We start from the raw sequence: 15917 nt of genomic DNA, 5'->3' as shown, positions 1-15917 counted from the left end.
CATCGGCCCCTCGGGGTCGGGGCAAACACCGGCCTTCGGGCTCATATCAAGGATTACCTATGAAGATCATGCATTTCACGTTTGCATCGGTTGCCGCGCTTGCGCTGGTTGCCTGCGCCAACGAAACCCCGGCCGAAGACACCGCCGCAGACACGACTGCGGTTGCTGATGATGCCACGGCCGCCGGAACGATTGTCGAAGTTGCTCAGGGCAATCAGGATTTTTCGACCCTCGTAACGGCTGTGACCGCTGCGGAACTGGGTGAGACGCTTTCGGGCGCCGGTCCCTTCACCGTCTTCGCGCCGACCAACGCTGCTTTTGAAAAGCTTCCCGCCGGCACCGTCGAAAAGCTGACCACCGAAGACAAGGATACGCTGAAGTCGATCCTGACCTATCACGTGGTTGAAGGTTCGGTTGATGCAGCAACGCTGACCCAGGCAATTACTGATGCAGGCGATGCCGGTTACACGGTGAAGACTGTCAACGGCGGCAATCTGACCGCCAAGATCGTTGATGGCGGTGTTGTTCTGACCGACGCGGCAGGCAACACTTCGAAGGTGACTGCAACCGACGTGGCGGCGTCGAACGGCATGATCCACGTGATCGACACGGTTCTGATGCCGATGTAATTTTTCAAACGTCGATGAACGTTCGAAGGGGGCGGGCACCGGTCATACGGTCGCTCGCCCCTTTTCTATGGTGGCTCATCAGTTGCGTATGAACCTGCGCGCTTTGTCAGGAAGGGCCAAAGGGATTAAGCAGGGCTTACAAGGAGCCCTGCTATGATGACACCCTATCGCCGCGTTCGCATCTGGACACCGATGCTGCTTGCTGCGGCCCTGCCAATTGGGTGCAGTCCCACTGCCGACCGGATCGATCCGCAGGGCAAGACATTCGATGGCGTCGCACCGCAGGATGTGGTGACGCTTTCGGGAACCGAACCCTTCTGGACGCTGGTGATCGATGGCGGGCAAGCGGTGTGGACGACACCTGACGACCAGTCCGGCACCCGCTTTGCAGCCCAACGTTTTGCGGGGAACAACGGACTGGGCTTCTCCGGCACGCTCGATGGCAAGCCGATTGCCGCGACGCTGACACCGGGTGAATGCAGCGACGGGATGAGCGACCGGCAGTTTCCCTTTGTCGCCACGGTGGCGTGGGGCGATGAAACATACGAAGGCTGCGGACACACGGGGGCTCAAGCCTTCACCGGCGAAGGCGCGTCTTGAAGCCGACTGCTTGCTGTCAGTACAACCCGGGCATTTCGCGCTGGGCCGCGTTGGGACGATCGGACTGAAGCGGCTTGCGAGCCGGCAGATCAAGCCCGATGCGTTGGCTTTGCCCCTTGGTCAGTTCTGTCGAAGCCGTTGCTGTGGTCCCCGACGTGATGGGGGTGCACGTGCGCCCACCCAGGAAATCGAGCGCGGCGGCGACCGAGGCTTCCCTGGGGTCGCCCAAAGGCCGCGACAGATCATCGCCCGCGCGGCAGGTGTTAGGCACCACGCTGGCCAGACCCGAATAATATTCGCCCTGATTGTTGGCATTCAAAGTCTGGAAGGTCACGGCCCGGACGCGCAGATCGCAGGCCGCAAGGTCGAAACCGAACTGGCCGACCGGCTTGCCGAACGAATTGCGGCCCACCAATGCCATGTTTGTGCCCAGATAAGGAATCAGCGAATTGGTGACGAGTTCGCTTGCCGATGCGCTTGCCTCAGTGGTGATGACGGCGATGCGCGTCGGCGCGATCGCGTTGGCTTCGTTACGGAACAGGCGCGTTTCGTTTTCGGATGACTTGGAGGCGCGCAGGACGGTGCGGCTCCACACTTGCCCGACGCGGCCCGCTCCCATCAGGTCGCCCATCACATCGGCCACGCTCACCAGCCCGCCGCCATTGTAACGCAGATCGATAATAATTTCGGTCACGCCTTGCGCGGCAAACTGTCCATAGGCCTGACGCAACTGATTGGCGGCATCGGCGATGATGAAGGTGCGCAGGTTGATGTATCCCACGCGCTTGCCGCCATCATTCAGGATCGCCACCCCGTAGCGGTCCGATACGGGATCGAGCAGATATTCGGTCTTGGTGATCGAGCGTTCCACCGTCGCACCGCCCGGCTCGACAAAGCGGATTACCCGCGTCACCCCGGCGGTTGCCGGGCCGAAGGCGTTGTTGACGGCCTGTGCGCCGCCGCTCGCAAACAGGCTCGCAACGCTTCTGAGATCGTTGCTGCTGGTTCCGATCGCCACGATTTCGGTCCCACGATCAAGGCCTGCGGCAAGTCCTGCCGCACCCTCGTAGGCTTCGGTGACGAACAAGCGTTGCACCGGATCATCGTAGAACAGGCGAATCCCGAACCCCGCGCTTGAACCAGAATTGATGAGCGCGTTTTCTTCGGCGATCGATGTGGCGAAGGTGAAGCCGCGGTCGCGGTCCAGCGCGCGCGCAGGCGCAACACGTGCGTCGAGATAGGCGTCAAGCGTGCTGAAGGCCGCAGGATCGGCGGTCGCCAGAAGAGACGGGAACAGATACCATTCATTCAAGACCTGATCGGCAAAGTCCTGCTGCGCACGCAGACCGCAAACCGATGGCGGTAAAGGGGTGCTGACCCCGCCGCCACCGCCACCGCCACCGCCGCCGGTTGAAGGTGGCGAAGACGATCCGCCGTCGCCGCCGCCGCAGGCGACAAGGCTGGTGCAGACAACAAGGCTGAGAGCGGTGCGACCAAGCTTCTTCAAAGGGGCAACTCCGTAGGGCAAGCGCCGGACCAAGGGGGAAGTCCGATTCATCAGGGATGCAGTGTCATGCCGCCAAGAGCAAGATTGTCATGTCCAAAATGCGGCAGACTGCGCCGAGATGCGACATTTTGGCTGCTTTTGCAGGGTTTTCCTCAGAAAGTCACAAAAACCCGCTTGCCAAGTCTCGTATCGCGCATCCGAACGGACTAGCACGAAGACGAGGAACCGACAGAATCATGACCGAATTTCCTGATTGGCTATCATCCCATGTGCCCGCAGCGGCGCGCCATCCCAGCCTTGCTGTAGCAAAGCTGGGGTCTGCGCAGACGTTCGGGCGTGGGGGCTTTGCGCTGACCAGCCCTGCATTTGGCGCCGGTGAGGCGCTGGACCCCAGTTTCACCGCGACCGAAGAAGACGCGGTCGCCCCGCCGCTGGAATGGAGCGCGCCGCCCCCCGGATCGCAGGAACTTGTGCTTGTGGTCGAAGATGCTGCATCAAACGGCGGCGAACCGGCCTGTCACTGGCTGGTCTGGGGTCTGGCCGGACAGCGCGGCAAGCTGCTCGAAGGGGAAGTGCCGCCGCGCACCGGCAAAAATGCGGTGGGCAATTCCGAATGGCTGCTGCCCGATCCGCCCGAAGGCGAGACGCGCCATTATGTGTTTCAACTGTTCGCGACTGATCTGCCGCTGGTGCTGATGCCCGGCGCGGGAAGGGCGGAACTGCTTGCGTCGCTGCAGGGGACGATTACGGCCTGTGCGGTGCTCCATGCCACTTTTACGGGGGGCGGAGATGACGATGCAGGCTGGGAAGATGACGATATCTGATTAACCTGCCACTTAATTAAGGGAGTAGATGATGGCTGGATCAACCAACGCACTGCAGAAGCCGGTTACGCTTTCGGCGGACCTCGAATCCGTGATCGGCAAGGGCCCGATGACCCGCGCGCAGGTCACATCGAAGGTGTGGGAATACATCAAGGCGAACGACCTTCAGGATTCGAAGGACAAGCGCCAGATCAATCCCGATGCCAAGCTTGGCGCGGTGATCGGCAAAGATCAGATTTCGATGTTCAAGATGACAGCTGCCGTGTCCAAGCACCTCAGCTGACGTGTCAGGGGCACCGAATAGTGCCCCTAACCGGCTATCCGGGCATCAGCGGCGCGCGATCCGATAGGGTCCGCGCCGTTTTTGCATGGGGCGGCCTTTCCACGACAGGGTGACATCGCCCAACGCTGCCAGATCGTCAGCCGCCGCATGGACCGCGTCCATCTGTACGCGCCATTCGCCACCCGGGCCCGCCAGACGCCGCGCAGCTTCGCTGGGACAGATCGTGGCCGCGGCGGCGCGTTCCGCCAGCAAGGTCAGGATCGCTTCTGACGGTGTCACGCAGACGCGCGGCGCAGCGGCAGGCATTCCCCCACCCACAGCGCCAGCCAGATGATCGCGGGCTGCGCGAACATCCGCGGGACATGATATCCCAGCCCCAAACCCCCATCAGGTTTGGCCAGATCGATGATCATGTGATTGACGTTCGCAGGCCAGACGCACAGCGCGTAAAGCGCAAGGCCCCATCCGGCCGCCTGCCGCAGTGGCCGCGAAAAGGGCTGCACCAGACCCACCGCGCCAAGCACCTCGGCAACACCGGTCCACAACACGACAGCCTGAGGCGCGGGCACCCATGCGGGCATGATCGTGAGAAACGGCGCAGGATGGGCCAGATGAATGACGCCGGCGGCAAAATAGAACAGGGCAAGCACCCAGCGAAGGACAGTCTTGATCACCGGCCCGGCTCCCAGCCCGGTTGTGCCAGCGTGAACCCGGCAAATTCGAACCCCGGCACGACCACGCACGTCACCAGGCTGTAGCCGTGCTGCGCAGCGCCGAAGGGGCGGGCGGCCTGCCATTCTTCCGGAGCGACATGCCCCTGCAGGTGCTGGCCTGCGCCAATGTCAGGGCCCAGTATCACTGATCGCACCGGCCCTGTGTCAGCATCGGAAAGCCGCAGTTCCACAGGATCACCCGCCTGCCAAATCCACATTTCGGCCGCATCGATCTTGTGCCAGTGCGAAGCCTCTCCGGTGCGCAGCAGAAAGATGATCGCGGTCCCGCCAGCGCGGTCAAGGCCCGCCGCATCTCCGCGCCAGGTTTCACGATACCACCCGCCTTCGGGATGCGCGGTCAGGCCCAATTGTTCGATGAGTGCGGCCGCGCTATTCATGATCGTGTCCTTGTCTGCCCCGCAGCCCGCCCCAAGAGGATGGGCCGCAATAACGGGTGCGGGCGCCTTAGCTTTGGGAGCCACCAACATGCAACGTTTTGCGCCTTCGCTTGCCGCCCTTGCCGCCGGACTGCTTTTGTCCCACCCGTTGCATGCGCAAGGCGCCGCTGACGATGCGGCCATCGTCGCCGCAAATGCAGCCTTGGACGCAGCGCCGATTTTCGACGGGCACAATGATGTCCCCAATCAGCTTCGCGCGCGGGTCGCCAACCAGATCAACGCCTTCGATTTTGAGGATACGACCGACACCGGGATGGATCATCCACAAGGCGCAGTGATGCAGACCGATCTGGCGCGGCTGAAGGAAGGCAAGGTCGGCGCACAGTTCTGGTCAGTCTATGTTCCGTCCAACCCTGATGAAGCCGATGCCGTGCAGCAGGTGATCGAACAGATTGATGTGACCCGCCGATTGATCGCGCGCTATCCTGCTGCGCTGCGCTTCGCCACGACTGCCGATCAGGTGGAAAGCGCGATCGCCGATGGCCGGGTGGCATCGTTGCTTGGCATGGAAGGGGGCCATTCGATCGGATCAAGCCTTGGGGTGCTGCGCCAGCTTCACGCACTGGGGGCGCGTTACATGACGCTGACGCACAACAGCAACACCCCGTGGGCGGACGCTGCAACCGATACCCCGCAGCATGGCGGGCTATCGCCCTTCGGCGTCGACGTGGTGCGCGAAATGAACCGGCTGGGGATGCTCGTCGATCTGTCGCATGTCAGCGAAGCAACGATGATGGATGCAATCGACGCGGCACGCGCACCGGTGATCTTCAGCCATTCGGGCGCACGTGCGGTGAACGGCCATCCGCGCAATGTGCCCGATTCTGTGTTGTCGCGTTTGCCGGATAATGGCGGGATCGTGATGGTGGTGGCCTTGCCCGGCTTTCTCAATGAAGACCGCCGCCAGTGGTTTGCGCGGCGTTCGGCCGAAGAGGCGCGCTTGAAGGCGCTGTTCCAGGGACAGCCCGAAGCCGTCACAAGAGCGCTGGAAACATGGGAAGCGGCCAATGCCGAACCAGCGACCACGATCAAGCACATGGCCGATCATATCGACCATATTCGCAAGGTCGCGGGCGTTGAAGCCATCGGGATTGGCGGTGATTTCGATGGGATGCCATCAGGCCCCGTCGGATTTGAAGACGTGCGCGGCTACCCGCAGCTCTTTGCAGAACTGGCACGGCGCGGCTATTCGCAAACCGAGCTTGAAATGATCGCAAGCCGCAATGCCTTGCGGGTGATGCGCGCTGCCGAAGCCTATGCTGCAAGCGTGGCCGGCGAACCGCCGATTGAAACCATCATCGGCGGTTCGCAGCCGGATGGTTGATCAGTGAGCGGCGCGGGCGAGGGCCGGGATGATCCAGACCAGGCTCATTGCGATCAGCGCCAGTGCAAGGCTGAAGCCCAGCACGTAACGCAAACCGGTGTTGCTGACAGCGCCGCGGGCGGCTTCATCGGTGATGCTGACGATATCATTGTGTTCGGCCATTACCGTTCTCCCCAATTATGATTGACGCTACGGAATTACCTTCCGTAGCGTCAATCAAATCGCGGTGCGGCCTTTGGTTCCCGGCAAACGAAATTGCCCTGCATCAATCGTCCTGCTTGTCAGCCTCGATCTCGCTGCCAAGCTTCAAAACCTCGTCACCATCTTCCTGCTTGATGAGGTAGGCGGGGTTATCGGAATCGCCCTTGCGGGTCACTTCTGATCCCTTGAGCGTACGGGTCACTTCGCGCTCGAACCGTTCCTTGATCTGGCCCGTGGCCTTGCCGTTGCCCCAAGTCCAGCTGACGTATTGTCCGGTCTGAAAACTGTTGCTCATGGCTTACTCGCCCGTTGCAGCGTCACGATCGGTGACGACGCCATCGATCGAACTGCTGTCGGGCGCTGCTGCTTCGCGCTGCGCTTCGGCGCGGCCAGTTGCTGTGCCTGCGCCTTCGACATCGTTCTGCGACAATGCGCCGGTCATCCAGATCACGGTCATGGCAACAATTGCCAGACCGAGGCTGATGAGAAGTATCCAGCGAACCACACCGCTTTTGCTGCCTGCGCTGGCGTCGGTTTCATCGATGCGGGTACGGCGGTCATTAACGGACATTGGATACTCCTGCTGATTTGCACCGTACAACCGGCATATGCGCCGGCTTGTTCCATCACAAACGCGCCATCACCTCGCAGGAAAAGCGATCAATCGCGCAGCAGTTCGTTGATACCTGTCTTGGAGCGGGTCTGCGCGTCCACGGTCTTGACAATAACTGCGCAGTAGAGCGACGGGCCGGGTGTGCCATCGGGCAACGGCTTGCCCGGCATCGAACCGGGCACCACCACCGAATAAGGGGGCACTGCGCCCATGTGAATTTCACCTGTGGCGCGGTCGACGATCTTGGTGGATGCGCCAAGATAGACGCCCATCGAAAGCACCGCGCCTTCGCCCACGCGCACGCCTTCTGCCACTTCGGCGCGGGCGCCGATGAAGGCGCCGTCACCGATGATGACGGGTTCGGCCTGAAGCGGTTCAAGCACGCCGCCAATCCCAGCGCCGCCCGAAATGTGGACATTTGCGCCGATCTGCGCACATGATCCCACGGTCGCCCAGGTGTCGATCATGGTGTTTTCGCCCACATGGGCACCAATGTTGACGAAGCTGGGCATCAGGACGACGCCCTTGGAAATATAGGCGCCGCGCCGAACGACCGCACCCGGCACCACGCGGAAGCCGCCTTCGCGGAAGCGGTTGTCGCCCCATCCGGCAAACTTCAGCGACACCTTGTCATAAGCCGATTCCCCGGCGGCGCCGCCTTCCATCACGCGGTTGTCGCTAAGACGGAAGCTGAGAAGCACGGCCTTTTTCAGCCATTGATTAACCTGCCAGCCGCCATTGCCATCGGGCTCAGCCACCCGTGCTTCGCCGCTGTCGAGCAAGGCGATCGCATCAGCGACGGCATGGCGCACGTCATGACCCGGAGACACGTCAGCGCGGTTTTCCCACGCTGCTTCGATTTCGGCGATCAGATTGTCACTCATGGCATTCTCCGGCGATCATCATGCAGCATCGCGCCTAGCTTGGCTTGATAGCAGCGGCAAGCGCAGGCTGCCTGCGGGGCGTGCACGCCTCGGCGAAAAACCGCAGGCGTGCCGCTATTTCAGGCAGGCATACCCGCAGCAAGCGCGAACTGGTATGCACGTTCGGCCAGAGGGCGCACCCGTTCGCTCATCGATTGGGCGTGCGCCGAAGATGCCGTCCCATCAATCACGCGCTTCTTGATGCCCTGCATGATCCCGGCGAGGCGGAACAAGTTGTAGGCGAAATACCAGTCCATCGGCGGCACAGGATAACCAGTGCGCGCAACATAGCGTTCCACCGCTTGGTCGACCGTGGGGATGCCCAGCGCCTCAAGATCCAGCCCCAGCAGCCCGGCGCGCCCATCAGCGGGCTGGAACCAGTTGAGCATCAGGTAGCTGAAATCGGCGATCGGGTCGCCCAGCGTCGACAGTTCCCAGTCGAGCACCGCAATGGTGCGCGCCTCGTCCTTGTGGAAGATTACATTGTCGAGCCGGTAGTCGCCATGCACCACGCTGGAGCCGTGCTGCGGGGGGATGGTCTGCGGCAGCCATTCGATCAGCCGCTCCATCTCGGGCATCAACTCGGTTTCGGACAGCTTGTACTGCTTGGACCAGCGGGCAATCTGGCGCGCGCAGTAATCGGTGGGCTTGCCATAATCGCCCATGCCGATCGCGTCGGGATCGTTGAGATGCAGGTCGGCGATCGTATCGATCAGGGCATTGTAATGCGCGCGGCGTTCGTCCGACGTGAGGCCGGGAAGCGCACCGTTCCACAGGCTGCGGCCATCAGCCATGCTCATCACGAAGAACTTCGATCCGATCACGTCCGGGTCTTCGCACAGGCCATAGGTGCGCGGCACCGGGAAGCCAGTGGGGTAGAGCCCGGTCATCGCCGCATATTCGCGGTCCACCGCATGGGCCGATGGCAGCAGCTTGCCGAACGGCTGGCGGCGCAGCACGTAGGACGCGCCCGGCGTGTCGATCCGGTAGGTTGGGTTCGATTGACCGCCCTTGAACTTGGTGTAGCTGATCGGGCCTTCAAAGCCTTCGACATGGGCTTTGAACCATGCGGTCAGCGTATCAAGGTCAAGCGCGTCCTTCTCGGTCACTTCGACCGTGCCGACCATCTCGCTATCGTAATCGATGCTTGGCTCGCTCATCAGTCGAACACCACCACCGTGCGGGCCGACGTCCCGGCACGCATCGTGTTGAAGCCTTCGTTCACCTGATCGAGCGAAATCCGGTCGGCGATGATTGTATCGAGGTCGAGCAATCCGCGCAGATAAAAATCAACCAGACGCGGCAGATCGACCGGGAAGTGGTTCATTCCCATGATCGCGCCCATCAGCTTCTTGCCGCCCAGCAGGTCCATCGCGCCAAGGCCGACCTTGCAATCCAGTGGCATCATGCCGAGGATCACCGCAGTGCCGCCGCGCTTCAGGCTGGCGACCGCCAGATCGGCAGAGGCCTGACGCCCCACCGCTTCGATCCCCCAATCGACCCCGCCGCCACTGATCGCGATGATCTGCTTTGCCGCATCATCCGCCAGCGCATCGACGGTGTGGGTTGCACCCAGCACCTTGGCAAGGTCGCGCTTTTCGGCCAGCGGATCGGCGGCGATGATCTTGCCCGCGCCGGCAATCCGGGCGGCGTTAATCGCGGCCAGGCCCACCCCGCCGCATCCGACCACCAGCACAGTTTCGCCCGGCGTCACCTTGCAGGCGTTGAAGATCGTCCCCGCGCCCGTCGTCACCGCGCAACCCAGCAGCGCGGCGCGGTCGAACGGCATGTCCTTGTCGATCGCGACGCAGGCGTGTTCGTGGATCAGCATCTGTTCGCTCAACGCCGACAAGTTGAGCATCTGCGCGATCGGCGCACCATCGGCAAAGGTGATGCGCGGTGCATCGCCCTTGGCGCGGCGGGTGTCGGCGCCAAGGCACAATGCCATGCGTCCGGTGACGCAGAATTCGCAATGCCCGCAGAAGGCCGACAGGCACGAGACGACATGATCGCCCGGCTTCACGGTTTTCACTTCCGAACCGACAGCGCGGACGATCCCTGCGGCTTCGTGTCCCGGAATAGCGGGAAGCGCGTGGGGGTAATGCCCGTCGATGAAGTGCAGATCCGAATGACACAGCCCGCAGGCCTTGGTGTCGATCAGCACTTCGTGCGGGGCAGGATCGCTGTAGGCCACATCGGCAATGCGAAGGCCTTCGCCCGGGGTTTCAAGAATGGCGGCTTTTGCCATGAGAATATCTTTCCGTTCGGGTTGAACCCCCGCCCGCCATCAGGCGAGCGGGTGTTTCAGGTACGTCCGTCAGATGTCAGCGCGTAGCGCCCATGTCACCTGAGCTGAAGCTTTGGCTGTCGTTGGCAGCGCGGCCGTGATCGCCCCGCAAGGCATTGGCCGTAGGGCCGGGACGCGGCGCGTGCTTTGAAAACTCGATATGGGCGATCGAGCGCGCGTGCACTTCGTCCGGGCCGTCAGCCAGTCGCAAGGTGCGCTGGTTGGCGTAGCTCTTGGCCAAGCCGAAATCGTCCGACACGCCGCCACCGCCATGCGCCTGGATCGCATCGTCGATGATCCGCAGTGCCATATTGGGGGCCTGCACCTTGATCATGGCGATTTCCTGCTTGGCCGCTTTGTTGCCGACCTTGTCCATCATGTCGGCCGCCTTGAGGCACAGCAGGCGCGTCATGTCGATGTCGATGCGCGCGCGCGCCACGCGCTCTTCCCAGACCGAGTGCTTGTAGACCGGCTTGCCGAAGGCTTCGCGCTCCTGCAGGCGGCGGCACATCTTCTCCAGCGCTTCTTCCGCGGCGCCGATGGTGCGCATGCAGTGGTGGATGCGGCCCGGCCCGAGGCGGCCCTGCGCGATCTCGAACCCGCGCCCTTCGCCCAGCAGGATGTTCTCGGCCGGCACGCGGACGTTGACCATCTCGACTTCCATGTGCCCGTGGGGCGCATCGTCATAACCGAACACCGGCAGATGCCGCAGGATGTTCACGCCAGGCGTGTCGATCGGCATCAGGATCTGCGACTGCTGCGAATGGCGCTGGGCATCCGGGTTGGTCTTGCCCATCAGGATCGCGATCTTGCACCGCGGATCGCCCAGGCCCGAAGACCACCACTTGCGGCCATTGATCACATAGTGATCGCCGTCGCGTTCAATCCGGGTTTCGATGTTGGTCGCATCGGAAGACGCGGTGTTGGGTTCGGTCATCAGGAAGGCCGAACGCACTTCGCCGTTCATCAGCGGACGCAGCCAGGCTTCCTTCTGTTCGCGCGTGCCATAACGGTGGAACACTTCCATGTTGCCGGTATCGGGCGCAGAACAGTTGAACACTTCGGATGCCCAGCCGATGCGGCCCATTTCTTCAGCGCACATCGCATATTCGAGGTTGGTAAGGCCCGGGCCTTCGAATTCGAAGCTGTCATCGACATGGTGGTGGCTGTCGTTGCGCGGCGGCATGAAGAGGTTCCAAATGCCGGCATCCTTGGCCTTGGCCTTGGTTTCTTCAACGATGGGAAGCACCTTCCAGCGTTCGCCGGAGTGATCCTGTTCGTTGTAGACATTCATGTTGGGACGGACATGCGCCTCGATGAAGTCGCGCACGCGATTGCGCCAGTAAAGCTGGCGTTCGGTGGGTTCGAAATTCATGGGGGTATTCCTCTCTCTCGTCCTGTTTGAAAACCGAATCTTGCGATGACCGTGGCAGAGCCGCAGGGCTGCGCCAAGCTCTCATTTGTGGGGCGCGGGCGTCTCCTGCGCGGCGTGTGCGGTTGCTGTTCGTGCGATCAGACGCGCTTCGTGATCGGCCTGACTGATCGGGAAACGGGCGAGCCAATAGGCCGCCGTAATGGCCAGAACTGCCGATACCGCAAGGTAGGCCAGCGCCAAATTTTCGACGACGTCGGCCCCTACGGCGTCTTGCGCCGTGCCCGGTGCCAGACCGATGCTTTCAACAATCAGGCTGGTAAGCAGGATGCCGCCGCCGGTCGCGGATTTCTGCACCAGCCAGTTGCCGGCGTAGAAGGTTCCTTCGGCACGTTTGCCGGTGCGTTCCTCGAAAGCTTCGACGATTTCGGCGACCATCGAAGTGGCCGAGATGATCGCAACCACCCCGGCGGTGTTGGCCGCAACCATGAAACCCATGAACAACCCGGTCGACAGTGCTGATCCGGTTTGCGGCCATAGCCCGGTCAGAAACAGGACATAGGGCGTGCCTGCAATTGCCAGGGTCGCCAGTGATCCGCCTGCGCCGCTTGCCGGTTTGCCAAAACGCCGATGAAGCGGGCCGACGATCACGAACATGATGATGACCGAAAGCCCCAGCACCGCCGGGTACAGTTTGAAGGCAAATTCGCTGAACTGCCAGACATAGCGAATGACATAGAGCGTGATCGACAGCGTGACGCCTTGGCTGATGTAGGCGGCCAGGGCGCCGAACGCGAAGATCACAAACGCGCGTTCGCGGAAGGCATCGATGATATCGGCAAAGGCAAGGCGAAGCGAAAAGGGCGGGGGCGCCTGATCGGGCAATCGCGCCACATACCGATGCTGGCCCAGCGCCGATCCCGTCACCGAAACAATTATGACTACCGCGCCGACAAGGCCGAACACTGCATAGCCATCAGGCTGCAGTTGCGATTCAGGTGTGGGCAGGAAGACGGTAAAGGCCAGCACCGACATCGTCAGCCCGCCCACCCAACCGGACAGAAAGCGATAGCGGAACAGGGTAGTACGCTCGACATAATCGCCGGTGATTTCAGGCACCAGACTGATCGAGGGCACCTCGCACGCCGAAAGTAATAGCCGCACGCCAACGGCCAGCATCAGGATTTCGCCATAGGTGGGTACGCCGGTGAACGGGGGCGACCACAGCACCGCCCATGCAATCGCCAGCGGGATGGGGGCCAGATAAAGCCACGGCAGACGGCGGCCCCACCGGGTATAAGTGCGGTCAGACAGGTGCCCGATCAGCGGATCGGCGATCGCATCGATGACCAACGCTGTCGCCAGCGCGGCGCCGACGATCCCGGCATCCACACCCAGCACCAGATTGTAAAATGGCAGCAGGAAGAACGAAAACCCGCCATCCTTCACCCCGAACGCCACTGCGCCAAAGCCGTGCATCAGCTTGAGCCTGCTGGGAAGCGGCCCGGCAATCATGCTCATTGGCACCTGCCTTTGCGGCAAGGCGTTCCGGCGAATCCGGCCAAATGTCTTCTCCCGTTTTCGGTTGCGAACCTAGACCGATTGACCGCCTCGTCAATCGCACAGCATGTGACGCTACGGCATGGTGGGAGGGTCGATGAATGCTTGCAGCGCCTGTCCAAATGCCACTAACGTAAGCGTCAAGTGGGAGTTTGAACGAGAGGAGAGTCGGCATGGCCGATCTGGAGACATTCCGCACCGAAACACGCGCATGGCTGGAAGCGAACTGTCCGCCCGAAATGCGCGAACCTGTTCGCGACGAAAGCGACATTTACTGGGGCGGCCGCCGTGCGACGTTCAAGAACGATGCGCAAAGGGCCTGGCTCGAAGCCTGCGTTGCCAAGGGGTACACCGTCCCTAGCTGGCCTGTCGCCTATGGCGGGGCGGGTCTTTCGCCCGCCGAAGCCAAGGTGCTGCGCGAAGAAATGGCGCGCATTGGTGCCCGCCCGCCGCTCAGCAGCTTCGGCATCTGGATGCTCGGCCCGGCGCTGCTTCACTTCGGCACCGAAGGCCAGAAGCAGCGGTTCCTGAATGAAATCGCGCGCGGCGAAATCCGCTGGTGTCAGGGCTATTCCGAACCGGGTTCGGGCAGCGATCTGGTGTCCTTGCAGACATATGGCGAAGATGGCGGCGATCACTGGACCGTCAACGGCAGCAAGATCTGGACGAGCTACGCTGACCAGGCCGACTGGATCTTCTGCCTCGTGCGCACCGACAAGGCCGACAAGTATTCCGGTATCACCTTCATGCTGTTCGACATGGCAAGCGAAGGGGTCAGCACCAAGCCGATCCTGCTGATCAGCGGCAATTCGCCTTTCTGCGAAACCTTTTTCGACAACGTCGAAGTGCCCAAATCCTATGGCGAGGATTGCCCGGCCTACGTCGGTCAGATCAATCGCGGCTGGGATGTCGCCAAGTATCTGCTCGGTCACGAACGCGAGATGATCTCTGGCGCGGACGGCGGCGATCGCACCGCCGGAATTGGCGCGGCGATGAAGCGCCATTCGGCGAAACTGGGCGATGATCTTGATCCGGTGCTGCGCGCCGAACTTGCGATGTTCGATGTCGATGCATTGGCCTACACCGCGATGGGCGAAAAATTCCTCGATGAAATCAAGGTTGGCAAGGCGCACCCTGCGCAGCCCAACATGATGAAATATGCCGGGACCGAATTGAACAAGCGCCGCCACGAATTGATGATGGCGGTTGGCGGTTCGCGCAGTCTGGAGTGGGACAGCGAAGACACCGAAGGCGGCAAGCCTTCGCGTAGCTGGCTGCGCACAAAGGCGAACTCGATCGAGGGGGGAACGAGCGAGGTGATGCTGAATGTCATCGCCAAGCGTATCCTCGACCTGCCGGGGGCCTGACGCTGGCGTTGCCCCGGACCTGATCCGGGGCCGTCACTGCCTCTGGCGCCAAGATCACTGCGATCCCGGTTCAGGTCCGGGATGACGAATTGCATTTTCCGGGAGAGGGAAAAACAATGCCCCTGTATCATGATGAAGATCAGGCGATGCTCGCCGACACCGCGCGCGGGTTCATTGCCGAAGAAGGCAACATTGCCAAACAATTACGCCACTGGCGCGATCGCGACTGCAAGGATGGCTTTGGCCACGGCTTGTGGAAGCAGATGGCCGAAATGGGCTTCACCGGCATGCTGGTGGACGAAGCCGACGGCGGGCTTGGCATGGGCCATGTCGAAGCAGGCATTGTGCTTGAGGAAATCGGCCGCAACCTGACCCCATCGCCGTTCCTCACCTCATCCGTGCTGGCCGCTACTGCGCTGAAGCATGGGTCAGCCGACGTGAAGGGCCGCTATCTGCCCGGCCTGATTGCGGGCGATTCCGTGTTCGCGGTCGCAATCGACGAAACCGCCAAGCACCGCCCCCAGCGGATTACGACCCGCGCCGAAAAGTCGGGTAACGGCTTCAAGCTGTCAGGCGCCAAAAGCTTCGTCATCCAAGGCGCCAGCGCAGACATGATCGTGGTCGCGGCACGCACCAGCGGTGCTGACGATGACGCGGACGGCATCACCCTGTTCGCAGTGCCCAAAGACGCCAGCGGGATGAACCACGACAGCGTGCGGCTGGTCGACAGTTCGATGGCGACCCACACCCGGTTCGACAATGTTGAATTGGATGGCGATGCCGTTATTGGCGAGATCGATGGCGGTCGCGCCGTGCTGGATGCGATGCTGATGGCAGGCCGTGTGGGCGCCGCCGCAGAAGGCGTGGGCGTTGCGCGGGGGGCAATGGACATGACGGTCGATTACCTCAAGCAGCGCAAGCAGTTCGGCAAGCTGATCGGAGAGTTTCAGGCGCTTCAGCACCGCGCAAGCCACCTTTATTCCGAAGTCGAAATTGCCCGTGCTGTCACAATCAAGGCGCAGCAACTGCTTGATGCTGGCGCTGCGCAGGCTGACCTGATGGCCAGCGTCGCCAAGGCCAAGGTCGCCAAGACCGCGCGCCTAGCGGTGCAGGAAGGCGTGCAGATGCACGGCGGCATCGGCATGACCGACGAATACGACATCGGCCTCTACATGAAGCGCGACCGCGCACTGGCCGAATTCTTGGGCAATTCCTTCTACCACGCTAACCGCGTGGCCGAACTTAGCGGGTATTGA

The 15917-nt window shown here is 62.0% G+C and carries 19 protein-coding genes; 7 read left to right on the top strand and 12 right to left on the bottom strand.

The genetic code is table 11. The features are described 5' to 3' along the window. Positions 1-59 precede the first annotated feature (59 nt). Complete coding sequence (locus tag SJY33_RS08930) at positions 60-629, top strand: fasciclin domain-containing protein (protein ID WP_379922412.1); 570 nt, start codon at positions 60-62, stop codon at positions 627-629. A gap of 153 nt (positions 630-782) precedes the next feature. Further along, positions 783-1229, top strand: coding sequence for a COG3650 family protein (locus tag SJY33_RS08925; protein WP_379922411.1), 447 nt, complete (start codon positions 783-785; stop codon positions 1227-1229). Between the two features lie 16 nt (positions 1230-1245). Here the strand turns inward: SJY33_RS08925 and SJY33_RS08920 are convergent, their stop codons facing one another. Continuing rightward, entirely contained in the window at positions 1246-2736 is a 1491-nt protein-coding gene (locus SJY33_RS08920) for a S41 family peptidase (RefSeq protein ID WP_379922410.1), read from the bottom strand. A gap of 236 nt (positions 2737-2972) precedes the next feature. On the opposite strand from SJY33_RS08920, the gene SJY33_RS08915 reads away from it, so the two are divergent. Together SJY33_RS08915 and SJY33_RS08910 are read left to right on the top strand one after the other, a co-directional pair. Beyond that, positions 2973-3560 (top strand): YbhB/YbcL family Raf kinase inhibitor-like protein, encoded by a 588-nt coding sequence (locus tag SJY33_RS08915; protein WP_379922409.1) that lies wholly within the window; start codon positions 2973-2975, stop codon positions 3558-3560. A gap of 28 nt (positions 3561-3588) precedes the next feature. After that, positions 3589-3843 carry an SWIB/MDM2 domain-containing protein gene (locus SJY33_RS08910; RefSeq protein WP_379922408.1) on the top strand — a complete coding sequence of 85 codons (255 nt, stop codon included), beginning with the start codon at positions 3589-3591 and terminating at the stop codon, positions 3841-3843. 45 nt (positions 3844-3888) lie between these two features. On the opposite strand, the gene SJY33_RS08905 is transcribed toward SJY33_RS08910, so the two are convergent. Genes SJY33_RS08905 through SJY33_RS08895 form a run of 3 tightly spaced genes read right to left on the bottom strand, consistent with a single transcriptional unit; the run spans position 3889 to position 4954 of the window. Then, on the bottom strand, positions 3889-4122 hold the full coding sequence (locus tag SJY33_RS08905) for a DUF3253 domain-containing protein (RefSeq protein ID WP_379922407.1): 234 nt from the start codon (positions 4120-4122) through the stop codon (positions 3889-3891). Continuing rightward, a complete protein-coding gene (locus SJY33_RS08900) occupies positions 4119-4517 on the bottom strand; it encodes a DoxX family protein (RefSeq protein WP_379922406.1) in 399 nt (132 codons plus the stop codon). Before SJY33_RS08900 ends, SJY33_RS08905 begins: the two co-directional genes overlap by 4 nt. After that, positions 4514-4954, bottom strand: coding sequence for a cupin domain-containing protein (locus tag SJY33_RS08895; protein WP_379922405.1), 441 nt, complete (start codon positions 4952-4954; stop codon positions 4514-4516). Before SJY33_RS08895 ends, SJY33_RS08900 begins: the two co-directional genes overlap by 4 nt. Before the next feature lie 88 nt (positions 4955-5042). On the opposite strand from SJY33_RS08895, the gene SJY33_RS08890 reads away from it, so the two are divergent. Continuing rightward, positions 5043-6338 carry a dipeptidase gene (locus tag SJY33_RS08890; protein ID WP_379922404.1) on the top strand — a complete coding sequence of 432 codons (1296 nt, stop codon included), beginning with the start codon at positions 5043-5045 and terminating at the stop codon, positions 6336-6338. On the opposite strand, the gene SJY33_RS08885 is transcribed toward SJY33_RS08890, so the two are convergent. From SJY33_RS08885 to SJY33_RS08850, 8 genes are all read right to left on the bottom strand, one after another. Then, the gene (locus tag SJY33_RS08885; protein ID WP_379922403.1) at positions 6339-6500 is read right to left on the bottom strand and encodes a hypothetical protein; all 162 of its coding nucleotides are present in this window, start codon (positions 6498-6500) and stop codon (positions 6339-6341) included. Between the two features lie 103 nt (positions 6501-6603). Next, entirely contained in the window at positions 6604-6834 is a 231-nt protein-coding gene (locus SJY33_RS08880; protein WP_379922402.1) for a DUF2945 domain-containing protein, read from the bottom strand. 3 nt (positions 6835-6837) lie between these two features. Further along, a complete protein-coding gene (locus tag SJY33_RS08875) occupies positions 6838-7110 on the bottom strand; it encodes a hypothetical protein (protein WP_379922401.1) in 273 nt (90 codons plus the stop codon). A gap of 89 nt (positions 7111-7199) precedes the next feature. Continuing rightward, entirely contained in the window at positions 7200-8036 is an 837-nt protein-coding gene (gene dapD / locus SJY33_RS08870; RefSeq protein WP_379922400.1) for a 2,3,4,5-tetrahydropyridine-2,6-dicarboxylate N-succinyltransferase, read from the bottom strand. A gap of 119 nt (positions 8037-8155) precedes the next feature. Continuing rightward, complete coding sequence (locus SJY33_RS08865; RefSeq protein ID WP_379922399.1) at positions 8156-9235, bottom strand: phosphotransferase family protein; 1080 nt, start codon at positions 9233-9235, stop codon at positions 8156-8158. Then, entirely contained in the window at positions 9235-10323 is a 1089-nt protein-coding gene (locus tag SJY33_RS08860) for a Zn-dependent alcohol dehydrogenase (RefSeq protein ID WP_379922398.1), read from the bottom strand. Before SJY33_RS08860 ends, SJY33_RS08865 begins: the two co-directional genes overlap by 1 nt. A 76-nt stretch (positions 10324-10399) precedes the next feature. Then, on the bottom strand, positions 10400-11737 hold the full coding sequence (locus tag SJY33_RS08855; protein WP_379922397.1) for an acyl-CoA dehydrogenase family protein: 1338 nt from the start codon (positions 11735-11737) through the stop codon (positions 10400-10402). Between the two features lie 81 nt (positions 11738-11818). Beyond that, complete coding sequence (locus tag SJY33_RS08850) at positions 11819-13255, bottom strand: MFS transporter (protein WP_379922396.1); 1437 nt, start codon at positions 13253-13255, stop codon at positions 11819-11821. 212 nt (positions 13256-13467) lie between these two features. On the opposite strand from SJY33_RS08850, the gene SJY33_RS08845 reads away from it, so the two are divergent. Together SJY33_RS08845 and SJY33_RS08840 are read left to right on the top strand one after the other, a co-directional pair. Continuing rightward, on the top strand, positions 13468-14661 hold the full coding sequence (locus SJY33_RS08845) for an acyl-CoA dehydrogenase family protein (protein WP_379922395.1): 1194 nt from the start codon (positions 13468-13470) through the stop codon (positions 14659-14661). Positions 14662-14777: 116 nt separating this feature from the next. Next, on the top strand, positions 14778-15917 hold the full coding sequence (locus tag SJY33_RS08840) for an acyl-CoA dehydrogenase family protein (RefSeq protein WP_379922394.1): 1140 nt from the start codon (positions 14778-14780) through the stop codon (positions 15915-15917).

It is taken from the genome of Erythrobacter sp. R86502 (genome assembly GCF_042466465.1).
In the GTDB taxonomy this organism is placed as follows: Bacteria; Pseudomonadota; Alphaproteobacteria; order Sphingomonadales; family Sphingomonadaceae; genus Erythrobacter.
Note: the sequence above shows the minus strand (reverse complement) of the source record. Positions and strands in the feature narration are given on the sequence as shown.

Bases quoted from the DNA above. Each gene is read 5' to 3' on its own strand.
- SJY33_RS08930 (WP_379922412.1), top strand. From the start codon at position 60: ATGAAGATCATGCATTTCACGTTTGCATCGGTTGCCGCGCTTGCGCTG.
- SJY33_RS08925 (WP_379922411.1), top strand. From the start codon at position 783: ATGATGACACCCTATCGCCGCGTTCGCATCTGGACACCGATGCTGCTT.
- SJY33_RS08915 (WP_379922409.1), top strand. From the start codon at position 2,973: ATGACCGAATTTCCTGATTGGCTATCATCCCATGTGCCCGCAGCGGCG.
- SJY33_RS08910 (WP_379922408.1), top strand. From the start codon at position 3,589: ATGATGGCTGGATCAACCAACGCACTGCAGAAGCCGGTTACGCTTTCG.
- SJY33_RS08895 (WP_379922405.1), bottom strand. From the start codon at position 4,954: ATGAATAGCGCGGCCGCACTCATCGAACAATTGGGCCTGACCGCGCAT.
- SJY33_RS08890 (WP_379922404.1), top strand. From the start codon at position 5,043: ATGCAACGTTTTGCGCCTTCGCTTGCCGCCCTTGCCGCCGGACTGCTT.
- SJY33_RS08885 (WP_379922403.1), bottom strand. From the start codon at position 6,500: ATGGCCGAACACAATGATATCGTCAGCATCACCGATGAAGCCGCCCGC.
- SJY33_RS08880 (WP_379922402.1), bottom strand. From the start codon at position 6,834: ATGAGCAACAGTTTTCAGACCGGACAATACGTCAGCTGGACTTGGGGC.
- SJY33_RS08875 (WP_379922401.1), bottom strand. From the start codon at position 7,110: ATGTCCGTTAATGACCGCCGTACCCGCATCGATGAAACCGACGCCAGC.
- dapD (WP_379922400.1), bottom strand. From the start codon at position 8,036: ATGAGTGACAATCTGATCGCCGAAATCGAAGCAGCGTGGGAAAACCGC.
- SJY33_RS08865 (WP_379922399.1), bottom strand. From the start codon at position 9,235: ATGAGCGAGCCAAGCATCGATTACGATAGCGAGATGGTCGGCACGGTC.
- SJY33_RS08860 (WP_379922398.1), bottom strand. From the start codon at position 10,323: ATGGCAAAAGCCGCCATTCTTGAAACCCCGGGCGAAGGCCTTCGCATT.
- SJY33_RS08855 (WP_379922397.1), bottom strand. From the start codon at position 11,737: ATGAATTTCGAACCCACCGAACGCCAGCTTTACTGGCGCAATCGCGTG.
- SJY33_RS08850 (WP_379922396.1), bottom strand. From the start codon at position 13,255: ATGAGCATGATTGCCGGGCCGCTTCCCAGCAGGCTCAAGCTGATGCAC.
- SJY33_RS08845 (WP_379922395.1), top strand. From the start codon at position 13,468: ATGGCCGATCTGGAGACATTCCGCACCGAAACACGCGCATGGCTGGAA.
- SJY33_RS08840 (WP_379922394.1), top strand. From the start codon at position 14,778: ATGCCCCTGTATCATGATGAAGATCAGGCGATGCTCGCCGACACCGCG.